16 protein-coding genes and 2 pseudogenes are annotated in these 15,126 nt (G+C 38.3%); 4 read left to right on the top strand and 14 right to left on the bottom strand.

The features are described from left to right. Positions 1 to 78 precede the first annotated feature (78 nt). The 8 genes from H6G41_RS33070 to H6G41_RS33035 all read right to left on the bottom strand — a co-directional run bounded on the left by H6G41_RS33070 (position 79) and on the right by H6G41_RS33035 (position 7,054). Positions 79 to 1,128: a GMC family oxidoreductase gene (locus H6G41_RS33070; RefSeq protein WP_199316458.1), complete on the bottom strand. Its 1,050-nt coding sequence runs from the start codon at positions 1,126 to 1,128 to the stop codon at positions 79 to 81. A gap of 103 nt (positions 1,129 to 1,231) precedes the next feature. Beyond that, the gene (locus H6G41_RS33065; protein WP_190752510.1) at positions 1,232 to 1,969 is read right to left on the bottom strand and encodes a glutathione S-transferase family protein; all 738 of its coding nucleotides are present in this window, start codon (positions 1,967 to 1,969) and stop codon (positions 1,232 to 1,234) included. A gap of 76 nt (positions 1,970 to 2,045) precedes the next feature. Beyond that, positions 2,046 to 3,308, bottom strand: coding sequence for a styrene monooxygenase/indole monooxygenase family protein (locus H6G41_RS33060; protein ID WP_190752508.1), 1,263 nt, complete (start codon positions 3,306 to 3,308; stop codon positions 2,046 to 2,048). Positions 3,309 to 3,428: 120 nt separating this feature from the next. Then, entirely contained in the window at positions 3,429 to 4,451 is a 1,023-nt protein-coding gene (locus tag H6G41_RS33055; protein ID WP_190752506.1) for an aromatic ring-hydroxylating dioxygenase subunit alpha, read from the bottom strand. Between the two features lie 220 nt (positions 4,452 to 4,671). Continuing rightward, positions 4,672 to 4,890 carry an AAA family ATPase gene (locus H6G41_RS33050; RefSeq protein WP_242038138.1) on the bottom strand — a complete coding sequence of 73 codons (219 nt, stop codon included), beginning with the start codon at positions 4,888 to 4,890 and terminating at the stop codon, positions 4,672 to 4,674. 59 nt (positions 4,891 to 4,949) lie between these two features. Beyond that, a complete protein-coding gene (locus H6G41_RS33045) occupies positions 4,950 to 5,249 on the bottom strand; it encodes a 2Fe-2S iron-sulfur cluster binding domain-containing protein (RefSeq protein WP_190752504.1) in 300 nt (99 codons plus the stop codon). 246 nt (positions 5,250 to 5,495) lie between these two features. Then, a complete protein-coding gene (locus H6G41_RS33040; RefSeq protein ID WP_190752502.1) occupies positions 5,496 to 5,687 on the bottom strand; it encodes a hypothetical protein in 192 nt (63 codons plus the stop codon). A 158-nt stretch (positions 5,688 to 5,845) separates the two neighbouring features. Then, complete coding sequence (locus tag H6G41_RS33035) at positions 5,846 to 7,054, bottom strand: P-aminobenzoate N-oxygenase AurF (RefSeq protein ID WP_190752500.1); 1,209 nt, start codon at positions 7,052 to 7,054, stop codon at positions 5,846 to 5,848. A 235-nt stretch (positions 7,055 to 7,289) separates the two neighbouring features. Here H6G41_RS33035 and H6G41_RS33030 point away from each other — a divergent pair, with 235 nt between their 5' ends. Beyond that, complete coding sequence (locus tag H6G41_RS33030; protein WP_190752497.1) at positions 7,290 to 8,036, top strand: alpha/beta hydrolase; 747 nt, start codon at positions 7,290 to 7,292, stop codon at positions 8,034 to 8,036. 21 nt (positions 8,037 to 8,057) lie between these two features. Here H6G41_RS33030 and H6G41_RS33025 read toward each other — a convergent pair whose 3' ends face one another. The 6 genes from H6G41_RS33025 to H6G41_RS33000 form a co-directional block, all read right to left on the bottom strand. After that, positions 8,058 to 8,315: a hypothetical protein gene (locus tag H6G41_RS33025; RefSeq protein WP_190752495.1), complete on the bottom strand. Its 258-nt coding sequence runs from the start codon at positions 8,313 to 8,315 to the stop codon at positions 8,058 to 8,060. Positions 8,316 to 8,571: 256 nt separating this feature from the next. Beyond that, complete coding sequence (locus tag H6G41_RS33020) at positions 8,572 to 9,471, bottom strand: ferritin-like domain-containing protein (RefSeq protein WP_190752493.1); 900 nt, start codon at positions 9,469 to 9,471, stop codon at positions 8,572 to 8,574. 61 nt (positions 9,472 to 9,532) lie between these two features. Then, positions 9,533 to 10,540 carry an aromatic ring-hydroxylating dioxygenase subunit alpha gene (locus H6G41_RS33015; RefSeq protein WP_190752491.1) on the bottom strand — a complete coding sequence of 336 codons (1,008 nt, stop codon included), beginning with the start codon at positions 10,538 to 10,540 and terminating at the stop codon, positions 9,533 to 9,535. A gap of 5 nt (positions 10,541 to 10,545) precedes the next feature. Then, on the bottom strand, positions 10,546 to 11,286 hold the full coding sequence (locus H6G41_RS33010; RefSeq protein WP_190752489.1) for a hypothetical protein: 741 nt from the start codon (positions 11,284 to 11,286) through the stop codon (positions 10,546 to 10,548). A 234-nt stretch (positions 11,287 to 11,520) separates the two neighbouring features. Continuing rightward, a complete protein-coding gene (locus H6G41_RS33005) occupies positions 11,521 to 12,516 on the bottom strand; it encodes an aromatic ring-hydroxylating dioxygenase subunit alpha (protein ID WP_190752487.1) in 996 nt (331 codons plus the stop codon). Beyond that, complete coding sequence (locus tag H6G41_RS33000) at positions 12,503 to 12,922, bottom strand: Mpo1-like protein (RefSeq protein WP_190752485.1); 420 nt, start codon at positions 12,920 to 12,922, stop codon at positions 12,503 to 12,505. Before H6G41_RS33000 ends, H6G41_RS33005 begins: the two co-directional genes overlap by 14 nt. Before the next feature lie 178 nt (positions 12,923 to 13,100). Between H6G41_RS33000 and H6G41_RS32995 the strand changes: the two are divergent. The 3 genes and pseudogenes from H6G41_RS32995 (at position 13,101) to H6G41_RS32985 (ending at position 14,738) form a co-directional block, all read left to right on the top strand. Further along, positions 13,101 to 13,328, top strand: a pseudogene (locus tag H6G41_RS32995) (addiction module protein). Further along, positions 13,325 to 13,621 (top strand): annotated as a pseudogene (locus H6G41_RS32990) (type II toxin-antitoxin system RelE/ParE family toxin). The pseudogenes H6G41_RS32995 and H6G41_RS32990 overlap by 4 nt, the downstream one beginning before the upstream one ends. Before the next feature lie 157 nt (positions 13,622 to 13,778). Beyond that, complete coding sequence (locus tag H6G41_RS32985) at positions 13,779 to 14,738, top strand: bifunctional 2-polyprenyl-6-hydroxyphenol methylase/3-demethylubiquinol 3-O-methyltransferase UbiG (protein ID WP_190752483.1); 960 nt, start codon at positions 13,779 to 13,781, stop codon at positions 14,736 to 14,738. Positions 14,739 to 15,126 lie beyond the last annotated feature (388 nt).

The following is a 15,126-nucleotide window of genomic DNA, read 5'->3' as shown; positions in this document are numbered from 1 at the left end:
CTCTATTTGCTGGGAAGTTAAATGATTTTTTGCTGGCATTATTCCATTTTTTGACTGAATTCGGCTTTTTATTATACCCTATTTAAATGCTGAACAGCTTACTAACAAAGCCGGGCCGCAGAAAAACTGCAAATCTGGTGCAGTATCTAAACGTCCTTCACTATGAAGGAACAATCCAGCCTCTGCAATGTTGCTGGTTGGGGCGATTTCTGGAACTTGAGTTGTTTGGTATCCTAGTAAAACTAGGGGATGATCTTGCAGGTTTTGACCGACTCCCGGTAAATCAACGACTACAGGAATATCTAGCGATCGCAATTTTTCTGCATCCCCAATTCCAGATAACATGAGTAATTTGGGGGAATCAAACGCACCTGCACAAAGAATTACTTCCCGATTCACCTGGACTTGATGTAACGTGCCCTCATGCAGATATTCTACGCCAACGGTGCGCGTACCCTCAAACAGTAACCGCGTGACTAAGGCTTTGGTGGTGGTTGTTAAATTTGGGCGATGGAGAATTGGCGATAGAAATGCTGCTGCTGTACTATGGCGTTGACCATCTTTGACTGTTAGCTGATAAAGTCCCGCACCATGCTGTTGTGCGCCATTGAAATCCGGATTGCGATGATAACCTAGTTCTGTAGCTGCTTCAATAAATTGTTGCGCGATCGCACTTGGCGCTAGGGGGTCGGTAATAGTTAATTCTCCCCCGACTGCGTGAAATTCCGATGCGCCTCGTTGCTGGTTCTGGGATTTTTTGAAGTATGGCAAAACATCTGCATAACTCCAACCAGGATTACCTAAATTCTGCCAATGGTCAAAATCGTCACGGTTACCCCGGATATAAATTGTGGCATTAATCGAACTGCATCCACCAAGAACTTTACCACGGGGACAAAAGATTTTTTGCCCATTGAGGTAAGGTTCAGGTTCCGTAAAATATGCCCAATCTACTTCCGTACCCCACAATTTTGTCCAGGCGATGGGAAATTGAATCTCCGGTTTGGTATCTCTATCGCCAGCTTCTAGCAGTAACACTGTAGTTTCACCGTCTTCTGTAAGGCGGTTAGCTACTACACAGCCTGCCGAACCTGCACCAATGACAACATAATTGTATTCAGCTATCATCGCTTCCCTGTAGTTGATTTATTTACTAGGGTTGATTACTTAGGTAATATCTCATGAATACCTCCCAAACGTTAATTTTACTTACAAATGCGCAATCAATCATTCATTGCACTGGCACGAGGCGATCGCGATAAAATCGCTGTGTCATCCGTTCATAATGCTGGCAAAGATTATCCATTTGGCGAACATTATCAATTATTGGATGTACCAAAGGAAGTTTAATTGTATTACCTATAAAAGCATAAGCAGTAGCATCTAAAGTTGTTGGTTCTTCTCCCATAAAAAATGGTTTTTCAGCCAAAAAATCAGATAGTGCTTGAAAGTCAGCTGTGATAATTTGGCAGATTTCTTCATTAGTATGGCGACCCATTCCTTGAGTATATATCTGAGCGCGAGTACTATTGCCAAATTCTGCAACTATGGGTTCCCATTCTGCTTTGGGAGTATCACCAAAAAGCATACTAGCTAATACTTCTTGATAGATTTGCCAATTTGCTTCTACATTGTAACGAATATAACCCATTCCCCAGTAAGTATTTTCTTTTAGCATCCGCCGAAAAGCAAGAGAAATAGCTCGCTCAGTAGATGTTAAATTTTTATCGAGATCTATTCCTTCTTTTTCTTTCAACATCTCGATAATTAAAGTCGAGTCGCCTATTATCTTTCCTTGATATTTAATAAAGGGCATTTTGCCTTTAGGAGCTAATTCTATATCATTCGCTGTCAGCACCAAAGTTTCATAGGAAATATTTGCTATCCGAAACCAGGTTTCTAGTTTCATACAAGCTGGACTAATACTTGGTAGACCCCAGATAGGTGGTGTAGTGTATAAGGAAATCATGAGCTTGTAATTATGCAAATTACACAATAAACCAAGGTTAGATCTATTAATAGTCCAGAGTCAATAGTCCAAATGACTAATGACTAATGACTAATATTTTTTGTCGTTCTGCTGCCAAATTAGCTTTCTTTTGCGCTAAATATTCCTTGGCACTTTCAGCATCAAAAAACCAGGGAGATAAGCTTGGGGGATGGTTGACACCATTTAAATAATCTTGAGTAACTTCGGGATTTTCCGCCATTGCGCCCATAATTTCTTGCAGATAAGCTGGAGGGGACAATAAGCAATCTGTGTAAGCATAGGTGTACTGAGCATAAGTCCAAAATTCATCAAATACCCTTTGCATCCATGATTCATCGAAGTGTTGGTTACCATGCTCAATAATACGTTGCTTGAGTAAATGAGCCATTTTTGTAGCGCTATTTGCTCCCTGTCCAGTCAGGGGATCGTGGAGGATAACGGCATCACCTACACCCATAACAATTGCACCCGATGGTAAACGACCAATTGGTTTACGAATTGTGGGAGTAATTGCACCATTTACCCATGATTGCTCATCTGCCAATTCTATATTTTTAACAGCTTCGTAAGACCAAGGCTTAAATTGTTGGATGACTTTTTTGATAGTTTCTAATAATTCTGCACCGCTTTGAACGCCAGTAAATTGATCCATTGCGCCGCCAGGATAGGCTTCAATAGCAATTACCTGAGCAGAAATTTCATCCTTAGCATAGAAAGGCATTTGCAGGATTTCGCCAACTTCTGGGATGATAGTCATCTTACTGGTGCGCAACTCAGTTTCATCTTGCTGTACTCCGGTGACTATTGCTCCGGCTATATGGCGCTTCGGCTTGTCGTGTTGAGTTTTTTCGGTGTCTGGCGCAAATAAAGTAGAGAAAGAGCCGCGACCAGTAGAAACCACAACTAAGTCGTAGTTTTTGGCACATTCTTCCAAATCTGCGATCGCCATTGATCGAACCACCAGTTCACCGCCAATTTTGATAAACTCTTGCATCCAGGTAGAGAATTTGAGGCGTTGATCTACACCTTGCCAAGGTCTTTCTAAAAGAGATGATACAGTGAAGGCTAAATTTCCTTGGGGGTCGCAAACTTCAGAACGGAATAAATCGCTACCAGGAAATTCCTCTTGCCAAAAATTCAATCTTTGTTCCAGTTGCAGTGCATCGGGAAATAATATAGGGAATGCTCCGACTTTACCATTGAGAACTGCTTCTGGAGTGCGATCGCTAAACAATGTTACTGCATAACCTGCTTCAACTAAATTAATACCTAAATGCAGGCCAGCTTGACCTGCTCCGATAATTGCAATTTGGCGCATAATAGTTTTCCACTAAGTGTGGTTATAGTATTTCAACTGGATTTTTTCTAGTGAGGTTAACTTCACTGCTATAATTACTATTTCCGAAAATATGGAGAAGGAATTTATGCGAATTGCCAATTAAACCCAAAAGGTAACTTTTACCGATTTATTTGGTAATAATCGCGGATCTTCGCCTCGCGCGATCGCATCTCGAATTGATTCGACAAATACATGAATTGTATCCGCAGGCGTATTAGCAAAGTGTGTGCCGTATTTACTAATCACTTCGCCTTGAGTGCTTAAAATATCAATATCCTGACTGATAATATGTTGCGCTGTCCACCATACCAAGGGACGCGCTAACTTATTCCATATACCGTAGTTATACGTAACATCTGTGTAAACTAGAGTTGAGTTATCGCTTTCGGGGATAGATTGACTGGTGATAAATAAATGGCGATTTGCTCCCATTTGATATTCTACAGAAGTAATATTGGGCAGATAAAAGCGATCGCAATGTTTAATCTCTGCACCTTCACGATTAAGAAAACGGCTATACCAGCCTAAATTACTAGTTTCGTTGCGATATTCTACTAAAACTGCACCATTTTCCCGTTCTACAGTCATTTCTAACTTTTGCTGGCGAGAAGTACGAAATACGCCAGGATGCACAAAAGCTGTGTGGGGAATATCAATAAAATTCTCTGCGCAATTGGTGACGTTATTCGCAAACCGATTAATTACCCGCACTGTTTCCCAACCTGGTTGTCCATAATAAGGCATAGAAAAGGGTGCAAAGTCTTCAGTGGGGTTATCGGCTAACCGCACATATACATAACCATCTTGTTCTTTGGTGGGGTAACCCTTGGCTTGACGCTGCTGAGAAGGTTGGAAATCATCGCCTTCCGCAGGTACAGCAATGACTTTACCATTGCGATCGTATACCCAACCATGATAGGGACATTGCAAAGCACCTTGACATACTTTACCAGTAGACAGACGACTATTGCGATGCAAACAGCGATCGCGCAAAGCTACAGCTTGTCCATCTTCGTCACGAAATATTGCGAGCCACTCGCCTAAAAGCGATCGTGCTAGTACTTTGTTAGGTCGTAGCTGTTCGCTAAGTGCGACAATATACCAAAAATCTGCAAATTGCATAATAGATATTAGGGATAATTTGGAAAGTCTTATACGTCATTCTGCAAAACTTTAAAAGGTTGATTATTGGTTTCCCACAGGCGAATTTCAGAATACAACTGAGTTTTGTAAAAATACACTGTTTCATAAGCCAGCCGTAAATTGCGTTCAAGGCTGTTCGCTTCAACATCAGCCGCTTTATTAGTCCCAATAACCTTACGTAAACCAACTGATAATATTTCTACCAGGTCATGACCACAACAAACTTGTAAATAATCATAATTATTGTTAATAACTCTGAATACCTATTGTTAAAGAAAGCATTCAAAATTTTCAATATTGCTGTTTTACCAAAACCATTAGGCCCATGAATGATAGTTATACGCTCATCCATATTCAATGGAATTACATGATCGAAAAGTCCAAATAAGCCGTTAACAGAAATTTGCTGAATTCGCATAATAATTAAATGCTATAGTCTTAGGCTTCATAAATATTATTTTAACTGCTATAGAAAAATTATTCTTCATTATGTTCCAGTTTGCGAATTTCAACATTAGCTATAAGTTCAATTTGACAAGCTAATCGAGCATGGGGATTATTCGGTGCAAATGTATCTAGCATTTCCTGTTCATCGGTTTGAGGGGGAGGAATATCACCAATTGCTTCAACTAAGCAAGTTCCGCAAATACCAGTGCGACAACCAAATAATACAGGTGAATTTTGAATGGTTAAATGCTCGGATAAATTTTGATGCGGTTGGAGATTTAGGGGAGGGTAATCAGTTCCGGGAAAGGATATTTTACAAAGTTCAGACATATATAAATATTCAAACAATTAAAAATTTTTGTGAAGAATGGTTTGCTACTATTCTTTAAATAAGAAATACTCAACATATCGCGAGGTGTAAGGGCAAGGCAGTGCCTTGCCCCTACAAGTTGGGGAATTATCTATAATTTAATATGGTTTAGTTAAGAGATATTGTAGGGATAGGGCAAAAAGAATTTTTTGGTGTATATAGTTGTTTTATTGATGCCGTAACCCTACAATATATTGCGTAATTAATTAAACATCAATATTTATCTGTTCTATCTGTCTAGCAGCTTTTTCCCAACGCTTTGCTGCGGCTTCATCTTGCCAATGGGTTCTCAGATTTTCAGCTTTTTTGTGGCATATACGCTCTGACATTTCTAAGATGGCAGATAATGTCAATTGATCAATTAATGTTTCTAAAACCTCCATATATTCTTTATGCATGATAGTTACCTCCTTAATGTCCACTCATATCCTCTGACATATCTTCTGACAAAAGTCATGTAAATTACTTTTGTTTTAGCAAATATATAGATTAAGATTTATGTCAATGGTTTTTAATCCTTCTAATAGCTGATATATAAGGTTGAGCTTGTTTTAAATTATTTATTGATGGCTGCAAATTCCGGTGAATTTTCACTTTGATGCTGTTGGAAGCGTTGAAATGCTCTTTGTTGAGTCGCTAAATAGCAAGGAATGGAATTAGCACCCATGAGTGACATTTCGCGGTTACGTTGCCAAAGATAATTCAGTTTTTCTATATATACTTTATAAGATGCCATCGCTTCTTGATGGGTGGAAAAACTGCGATGTAACCCTTCTGACTCTTCTGTAAAGCAGCGGCGCATCATTTCTTTAGCATCTTTATCGCTCATCGAGAAAATTGGCGATCGCAATACGCGATAAATTTTATTATACAGCGCCGGATCGTACCAAAAAATCCCGTTAATGGCTGCGGAGAAATGAAAATGATCGCGCTGACATCCGAGTAAGCCTAAATTAGCGACTAAGCGCTCAAATTCTGTCGGGGGTGGGAGTTGGGTAACGATATCGTGTGAGATAATTGTTGAACTATTAAAATGAAAGCTTTCATCTAAAAAGTGATAATAAGAGATTTTCGCCGGGATAGGCGCAGTATCTTGCTGCGGATGTTTTTGATAATAATTGCTGAGTTTATGCTGGACTAATTTACCATTTAGCGTCCGCACTCCTCTGACTGTGAAATATTGACAAGCTAAAAAGGTATTATTTGCAGAAATCAAGCCGAAGTATTGCAGTTGAATTTTTTTCCACCAAGTTTTGAGCGCGTTTGTATCAGCATAAACCATCGTTTCTGTAAAGGGGCCGCGCATGGGGTAAGTAAAGATATGTTCCCCAAATAATTCTTGTTCAACTTGTTTAGCGATGGTGCGAAAAGCGTTAATATGCGCTCGCTCTTGAGCAGATTCTAAATCTAAAGTATCGCAAATTAAACGGAAATCTTCTTGAGCGTAAAGTCCGGCGGCACTGGTTTGATTAAAATAAATAGTAGCGATTTCAGCAGAAACAATTTGCGAATAATATGCTACCCAATACAGTTGATTTAAAATCACGCGCTGATGTGGGGTAGATTGTTCCCATAATGGTGTAGCGTACAGCAGAGAAAATTCTTCGGGATTCCAATATTCATGTTCACAATCTGCATAGCAAAACTGTGTTGTGGCTGCATCCATTAAAGCAGTATGATCCTGCTGTTTGTTGCGGGTGTGGTTAATTTGTAATTTGCGATAAGTTGTTGGGTTGTCTGATAATTGCTGAATAGTATTAGTCATAAATTATGATTTAAATTGTTAATTAAAATTTAAATTACTCTTACTGATAATCATCGGTTAGGTTGAACATAGTCAAACTTAACAAAATTAGAAAAATTTTGGGTTTCGTTCCTCAACCCAACCTACAAAGATACATTTTTTATGTTAACTAAGTTATATTTTAATCTATCTGCAATTATTTTGACTACAACGCAAGATGTAAAATAGAAGATAAACACACTTAATTCAAATTGCTATGAGTCTTTTTTGTTTAGTTCATGGTGCGTTTCAAGGCGCTTGGTGTTGGGATTTATTAATTCCTTATTTAACAGCGCAAGGACATCAAACAGTAGCGATGGATTTACCAATTGAAGATGCATCTGCAACTTTATCGCAATTTGCTGATGTAGTAATTCAAGCTTTGCCGAAAACTGATGATGATATTGTACTAGTTGGTCATTCTATGGCTGGTACTGTGATTCCCTTAGTTGCAGAAGCGCGTAAAGTACGTCAATTAGTATTTCTGGCGGCGTTGATTCCCTACCCAGGAATTAGTACAATCGATCAATTTGCTCATACTCTTGATGCTGATAGTCGCAAAGCTTTAAATTACGCGCCAAAAGATTTAAGTCAAGTTGTACAATTTGCTGATGAACCTGATATGTTTAATCCGGTTTCTGTGGGTAGAGATTTTACAGATGCAGGAGTTTTAAAGGAAATTTTTTATAATGATTGTCAACGGGATGTGATGGAATGGGCACTTTTAAAAAGACGTATGCAGCAATCTTTAGCATATATTTTTGAGTCCAATCCTCTCAAAGTTTTACCGAATGTCGAACGTAAATATATTCTTTGTACTGATGATAAAATCATTTCGCCTGCATGGTCACGCTATGCTGCGCGTAAGCGTTTGGGAGTGGAGGCGATAGAATTACCTGGAGGACATTGCCCACATTTATCTCGTGCTGCTGATTTGGCAGTAATATTAATGGGTGACGATTAGGAAGCAAGATTAATTAATGTTTTAAACATCTTTGATATTGGCAGTGATTCCTAATTCTTTTTTGGATTTTTTTAATTGCTTCCAAACTTGTTTAATCTGCTGATAAGCTTCATCTGGGGAAAGTTTACCGCTTGTTTCTAAACAAGAAATATAAGTAACTTTTTGACAAAATTCTTGGAGATTCGCATTGAATACTAAGTTCTCTGGTGTAATTTGACCATAGTAACGATGGCGAGGATAGAGAAAGTTATCTTTGATGATGCGGTTGGATTCATTCATAGGATGCGCCTTTACTCTCATAGCACTGAAGTCAGAATCATCATATTCCACTGATATGAATTATGATTGATAATGCTTTGACAGCAGTGTGAACTCTTGCAAAACTTACTCTGTTTATAATCAAGTTGAGTTAACCGCTTTTCAGATGTCTAAGGCAAAGTTTTGTTAAGCTAGAGACCTTCGAGGATATGAGAGCGCCATTTTTTCCCCATAAATCAAATATTTTGGCTAGATTACACGATCGCAATTGGGTTGATTAAGATACGCATTGATAAGCTGGGAGTGGTGTAAACGCACCGCGTTCGTCTAAAGCTTGAACAATCGCCTCGGCTGATTTACCATGCATGAGCGATCGCAATATCTCTAATCTCGTACCACTGTGGGTTTGTGTATCTAATTCTTCCATGATTTGAATTTTTTGCGATCGCGTCAAATCTCCTTTTATCTGTTCAATCGCAGATAACACACTTTGCGGCCCTACTTGTATCATCGAGAGAAAGCAGGCTAACACATCGATTGCTGTTGCTTGACTCGATGCAGATACAGGATAGCGATTAAATAGCATTGTTCCCGTACCGTGATGGCGAGATTCTGCTTGGAGAAAACCTGCGAACAGTTCCCTTAATTGAGGATGATGGCATTCTTTCGCCAAGCGACGATAATGGCTTAAACCCCATCCTTCTAAAACCACTTGCAGCACAAACAACAATACTGCTTTATCTGCACTTTCAACAACTTCTGCGAGTAAATTCACAAAGGGATCTTTGCTGTTATTTGCTTCAAGTTCCGGTAAGAAATTAACGATTTGGCTAAGGTGACTAGCTTCATCAGCTGCAAATAATGCATACAGCATTCTTTCTTCAACTGTTTCCGCTAACAATACCATTTTTGCCATATAACCAACGCCAGCTTTCTCAATGAAATAAGATTCTAGGAAAATGCTGCGGTTAGTAAGCTGAAGTATCGCAGATTGTTCTGCTAAACTTGCTTGTTGAAAGATTTGTACTTGATGTAAATTGAAAAATTTTGCATCCCAATAATTAGATAATGGCTGTGCAGAATTATCGCTGTGATTGGGTAAAGCTGCTGTTAGTATCCGTCGCAATCTATCGTCAGGATTTAAGTGTGGTAAATCAAGTCCAGCAATGTTGTACATATTTATATGAAGGCAGAAGTCAGAAGGGAATGTGGACAAATTACGAATTACGAATTACGAATTACGAATTAAATTTCCATGTTCCCCAAGTTAAAGCTTTTTGTTGGTTAACGTGCTGAATGAATTGCAGAATTGAACTATCTGCTTTGGTTGGTGTCTTCAAATCAAATTGAATTGTCTGAAATACTTGTGTATCGCCTTTAGCAAAATAATTACCAACCTGCTGCGTTAACCACAGCAATAAACGATTAATAACCCATCCGAAAAATCCCCGTCGCTTGGGAGTGACTAAAATTGTTTGTCCTTCAGTTTTGCCATCTTCTAACATTCTTAATGCAAAAACAATGTAGAAATGCAGAAAATCTGGGCCTAATGTCACAGTTCCCGTACTACCATACCAATAACACATGCTATAGGTAACTTGTTTCTGATATAAAGGACGAATTAGGCGAATTAATAAAGAATCATTACCACCTCTGGTTGTGTTGCTGAAAGTAATAGCATGAGAGTTAAAATTTTGAGCATCAAAGACAATTTCTAAAGGCAGATTGTGTACAGTATTAAAGTGATGAGCATCAATCGCATTAATCAATAAAACATTAGGATGACAATTTTTGATAAATCGTGTTCCTAATATATAGTCACAATCTACATTCTCTAATTCTGGGACAAAAGGTAGCGCACTTGGCTTTTCTTCTCCTACCCATACCCAAATCATCCCGTATCTTTCTGCTGTTGACCAGGTTTTGATACATACAGGTAAGGGTTTTCCCAGAGAAGGAACATCTACACAGATTCCTCGTTCATCGTATTTCCAGTTATGGAAAAAGCAACGAATTCCCTCACCTTCTACTTTACCTTCCGCTAAATGTGCGCCCATGTGGGGACAATGTGCATCTACCGCTACCACTTGTCCACTGTTTCCGCGATAAATTGCTAGTTTTTTACCCAGTAGCGTTACAGCTTTTACCTTGCCAACTTTTAATTTTTTGGATGGCAATGCCCAATACCATCCTTGCACAAATTGTTTCGGATTATTAAAAATAGATTGTGGGCTGGTAGTATGCATAGAAGTTAAATCAGTGCAGATTCTGGGAAAAATTCTAACAATGATTCCGAATGCCACATTCGTTGTCCAGCACGGGTAAGATTGTCATAGCGGATTTCAGTTAAACAAACTAATTCATCACCTTGGCGATAGCCGGGATTTGTTTGCTCAAAATATTGAATATGAGGATTAGTTTGTCTTCCTGTGGGGATTTCAATTAACCCTTCCCGCAGAATTTGCGGATTTTGAAAGCGAATGATATTAGTCGCTTCATTGTAAGCATCAGCATAATATTCCTGTGCCAAAGTTGACATGAGATTGCTCACATCGCTAGGGGTAGGGATATCATAGCGGGGGTAAAAATCTTGCCAAAATGTAGGAAGAAAGCGATAGGTACGGAAACCAGAGCAAATCAACAGCCAGTATAATTTATTTTCTGTATAGTATTCCCGCAGAAAATTCACCGCCGCAATCCAGGTGCGGGGTAAAGTTGTACTCGACCAAGCACTAGGATCGACAATGGTATCGCCAGAATAAACTACAGTAATTTTCTCTCCAGCAAATGTTGTAGACTGTAACATGAGCGTGGAAAAGCCTTTAAGACTGTTAGTAATCTCTTCTCTTAACAACAATACCCAGTTTTTCCGAGCTAAATCAGCCTCAAATCCTTCCCAGGTAACGCCTTGAAAATGATTGTTCAGCAATGCATACATGGCTATGCGATCGCTCATTTGCAGCTTTTGAACCGGAACTAGCCAGCTTTTCATTATGTGGATTTTACCTAAACTTGATTAGGGGGATGTTCTTCATTAACACTCTATCCAGCAAATTGGTGTTGTTACTGAGTAATGTGACAGATTAAAAAATGGTTATTTATGTTACTAAAAACCCTAGCCAAAAAAGTATCTTATTGTAGCGACTGTATTACCTGTTAAGCGATTGTATCCGCAAACAATGCGATCGCATTGTGTGACAATAACTGCGATCGCACATTAAAATCCCTAACCCCTAACTGACCAACGAGATGGTTCTAGCTGATTCACATATTCCATATACTGAGCTAATGGGCGATCAATGCTCAAAAGTAACTTAGGCTGAAAGCGAATATTATCGTAAATTTTGCCGTCCTCATCTCGGAGCATATAATAAGCCAAGCGAGTACATAACAATAAAAACTGACTCAGTAAATATCCCCCAATTCCGCGACGTTTTGCAGTTACATAAATTGGTTGAATCCGCGTTTTTCCTGGTGCAATTGGCGTATATGCATATAACATATGCAACGGCGGAAACAGCCGCACTTTTTTCATCATTGTTAATAAACCGATGCACCCATCTGCATAACGCATAGAATATTCATAATTAGAACCGAGAAATCTTTGTCCTAAACGTTCTCGCCATGTCGTTTGCGGAAATTGTCCCCCCATGACAAAGTCAATTTGTGTACCTAATTGACTACGATGTAACGACAAATCCATTTTGATATCTAAATGATGAATTGTCTTTAAATGTTGCGCGTCAATTCCATTCATCATACAAATATGATGGTGACAACTTCTTTCAAAAGCTCTATCAGCTCGCGCAACAATTTCTTTACCCTTTAATTCATCAAAATCAGCCACACCTTCTGGTGCTTCAGCTTCTGGATAAATCCAAATAAAACCATACTTTTCATCTGTTGCGTAAGCTTGGACTTTCGCCTGATGAGGAATTTCTGATTGACAAGGAATATTTTGACAGATTCCTGTTTCATCAAACGCCCAATGATGAAACACACAACGAATTAAATTACCCTCAACATGTCCAATTCCTAAATCTGTTCCTAAATGAGGACAGTAAGCATCTAAAGCCCTAACTTTTCCATCTTCACCGCGAAAGATAGCAATTTTTTGCCCACAAATCTCTACAGATTTGGCTTGTTTTTGAGATAAGGCGCTACTAGAACAAGCAATATACCAACCTTTAGCAACTATATTCCAATTATTAAATATCTGCATACTTAGTTAATTGATAATTATCTAATATTTCTTGACGCTGGCGAATATCATCTTGATACTTCCCAAGTAAAACCCTAAATAGCATTTTACCTAAACAGTAAGAAGCCCGCCAAGAAAACACAGCATCTTGTAAATCAATATGGCTACGCTCAAATAAAAAATGTCCAGTTAAGCCAATTAGCTGCGTTACGGGTAAGGCTAAGAGTAACCAAAAATTTTGCAACTTCCAAGTAATAAAGAGTAAGCCGTAAAAGAAGAATATACCGATAATATGGAGAGCAATATTAATCGGATGTTGATGTTTAAGAACAAAAATATCCCAATAATCTGTAAATGGATGTTCCAAAATTTGATTATTGATTTTATTTCTTGAGTGTTGTTGAGGGCGGTCATTTATTTTATCCATAAACAGATGATTGCAAAAATACTCATCAACTATATTTTAATAATGCTTCTTTCAGTAAAGCACGCATTGTGTCGAGCGCAATTGAGTTATAAGCTTGAGGTGTTAATTCATCGTATTCTTAGTACATCCATCTGTAATGCTGTAATATAGATAAAATCTCAAACCTAACTCTGGAGTTATGAGTTCCCATCCACTATTAAAAGTTGACATTTCTGAACTCAGCGTTGCAGAACGTATCCAACTTGCTGAAGATTTATGGGACAGCATTTTAGAACAGCAAGAGGAACTTCCTTTGAGTGAAGCACAACAACAAGAATTCGATCGGCGTTTAGAAAATTACTAAAAAAACCCTACAAGTGGTTCTAGTTGGGAAGATGTTAAAAAACGGTTAGGCTTCTCTCGATGAACTATAACCTGATTATTCAACCACAAGCAGAATACGATATTCAGGATGTTTTTGAGTGGTATGAATCCCAAAATCCTGGTTTGGGTTCCGAGTTTGTTCGTGCAGTTGATGCTTGTCTATCAGGGATTGCACGGAAACCTCTAGCTTACCAAATAATTTACAAACAGGTAAGAAGAGCATTAATCCGTCGATTCCCATACATAATCCGCTACATTTTTGAGTAAGATACGGTTTTTATACTTGCTTGCTTTCATGCGAAACGCAATCCTAAACAGTGGTTGGATAGAATTTAATGTTACTCTTCAAGTCGTAAAAAATAGGATTTAGTAAGTAATCAATAATTTCAGTACAAAAATTATGAGATTCAATTCATAACTCTTAACTGAGCAATTTGGGGGTTAACATATACTAGAAAAGATTTGATTTTCACCAAATGAATGGGGTTAAAAGATGATTGGTGATAATTCCCATCTTTCTCTGCTGAGTCAAACTACTGTCGCTTCATTAGATACAAAAAATAGCCAGCAAAAACGGATTCAATGCTCAATTTGCGATTATTGTGTAGATGAAAAAGATAATTCAGCATTTGCTACCTTTTTCTGTAATGTCAGAGCATTCCGAGAAGAAAAATTTCAAGTATGGCGATGTCCAAAATGCCAGACTATTCATTGTTTAGATGTAGTCGATCTCAGTCATTATTATGCCAAGTATCCTTTTACGCAAGCTGTAATTACACCGCCTTTAAAAATTCTCTATAAAAACCTGCACCAACAGCTAACAAAACATGGTTTTGCTAAGCACCATTCATTCCTCGATTATGGTTGTGGTACTGGTTTATTTGTTAATTATTTGCAACAAAGAAATTTTGTCCATGCTTATGGTTACGATCCCTATGCGTCAAAAGAAAACTTTGGCGATGCTACTGTTTTAGAAAAAGCACCGTTTGATTACATATTGCTTCAAGATGTAATTGAACATGTAGAAAATCCTAGCGTTTTATTAGCTGAATTACATTCCTTACTTGCGCCTGGTGGTTATATTCTTATTGGCACACCTAATGCAGCTAATTTAGACCTTTCTCAACCGCACATTTCTGATTTTTATAATGCAGTTCATGTTCCCTATCATCTACATATTTATACTCGTGGTGTAGTTGAATCTCTGGGGATAAATCAAGGTTGGGAAGCTGTGGATTTTTTTGATAGGGCTTTTCATGATACACCTTGGTTTGGTTTAAATACTCGCGCTTGGAATCAGTATCAACGTTTGTTAGATGGTACGATCAATGTGGTTTTTCAACCATTGCAATTAAAAACAGCTTTGTTATCTCACAAGTTTCTGTTTTATGCAATTTTTGGTTATTGGTTAAGTTTGCATACGGAAATGTCAATTATGTTCCGTAAAACTTAATTTGGTATGGGCATGGTATTGTTCATTGGTGTAAATTTAAACTAAAAACCCTTCTCTATCTCGTTTCCAGTAGGGTGGGCAATGCCCACCAAAACCCGGATATGGTGGGCATTGCCCACCTTACGTGTATTTCACCAAATCAAATATGAGTCCTATTTTATAATTAAAGGGATTCAGTATTTTTACATAAAAGTTAACGCAGTCTCAAAATTAGCGATGCCTATCGGCAAGCTGCGTAACTTAAGATGATTACCAAGAAACGAGGGAATCTTGAGTGTGTCGCCTTACATTGTTAATGCATCGCCTTGCATTGTTAATGCATCGCCTTGCATTGTTAATGCATCGCCTTGCATTGTTAATGCATCGCCTTGCATTGTTAATGCATCGC

Source organism: Tolypothrix sp. FACHB-123, assembly GCF_014697075.1.
Lineage (GTDB): Bacteria > Cyanobacteriota > Cyanobacteriia > Cyanobacteriales > Nostocaceae > Aulosira.
Note: the sequence above shows the minus strand (reverse complement) of the source record. Positions and strands in the feature narration are given on the sequence as shown.

What these genes read in the sequence shown, in the direction of transcription:
- H6G41_RS33010 (WP_190752489.1), bottom strand. Translation starts at nt 11,286, where the DNA reads ATGAAAAGCTGGCTAGTTCCGGTTCAAAAGCTGCAAATGAGCGATCGC.
- H6G41_RS33035 (WP_190752500.1), bottom strand. Translation starts at nt 7,054, where the DNA reads ATGACTAATACTATTCAGCAATTATCAGACAACCCAACAACTTATCGC.
- H6G41_RS33025 (WP_190752495.1), bottom strand. Translation starts at nt 8,315, where the DNA reads ATGAATGAATCCAACCGCATCATCAAAGATAACTTTCTCTATCCTCGC.
- H6G41_RS33005 (WP_190752487.1), bottom strand. Translation starts at nt 12,516, where the DNA reads ATGCAGATATTTAATAATTGGAATATAGTTGCTAAAGGTTGGTATATT.
- H6G41_RS33000 (WP_190752485.1), bottom strand. Translation starts at nt 12,922, where the DNA reads ATGGATAAAATAAATGACCGCCCTCAACAACACTCAAGAAATAAAATC.
- H6G41_RS33070 (WP_199316458.1), bottom strand. Translation starts at nt 1,128, where the DNA reads ATGATAGCTGAATACAATTATGTTGTCATTGGTGCAGGTTCGGCAGGC.
- H6G41_RS33055 (WP_190752506.1), bottom strand. Translation starts at nt 4,451, where the DNA reads ATGCAATTTGCAGATTTTTGGTATATTGTCGCACTTAGCGAACAGCTA.
- H6G41_RS33065 (WP_190752510.1), bottom strand. Translation starts at nt 1,969, where the DNA reads ATGATTTCCTTATACACTACACCACCTATCTGGGGTCTACCAAGTATT.
- H6G41_RS33060 (WP_190752508.1), bottom strand. Translation starts at nt 3,308, where the DNA reads ATGCGCCAAATTGCAATTATCGGAGCAGGTCAAGCTGGCCTGCATTTA.
- H6G41_RS33020 (WP_190752493.1), bottom strand. Translation starts at nt 9,471, where the DNA reads ATGTACAACATTGCTGGACTTGATTTACCACACTTAAATCCTGACGAT.
- H6G41_RS33030 (WP_190752497.1), top strand. Translation starts at nt 7,290, where the DNA reads ATGAGTCTTTTTTGTTTAGTTCATGGTGCGTTTCAAGGCGCTTGGTGT.
- H6G41_RS33015 (WP_190752491.1), bottom strand. Translation starts at nt 10,540, where the DNA reads ATGCATACTACCAGCCCACAATCTATTTTTAATAATCCGAAACAATTT.
- H6G41_RS33040 (WP_190752502.1), bottom strand. Translation starts at nt 5,687, where the DNA reads ATGCATAAAGAATATATGGAGGTTTTAGAAACATTAATTGATCAATTG.
- H6G41_RS32985 (WP_190752483.1), top strand. Translation starts at nt 13,779, where the DNA reads ATGATTGGTGATAATTCCCATCTTTCTCTGCTGAGTCAAACTACTGTC.
- H6G41_RS33050 (WP_242038138.1), bottom strand. Translation starts at nt 4,890, where the DNA reads ATGCGAATTCAGCAAATTTCTGTTAACGGCTTATTTGGACTTTTCGAT.
- H6G41_RS33045 (WP_190752504.1), bottom strand. Translation starts at nt 5,249, where the DNA reads ATGTCTGAACTTTGTAAAATATCCTTTCCCGGAACTGATTACCCTCCC.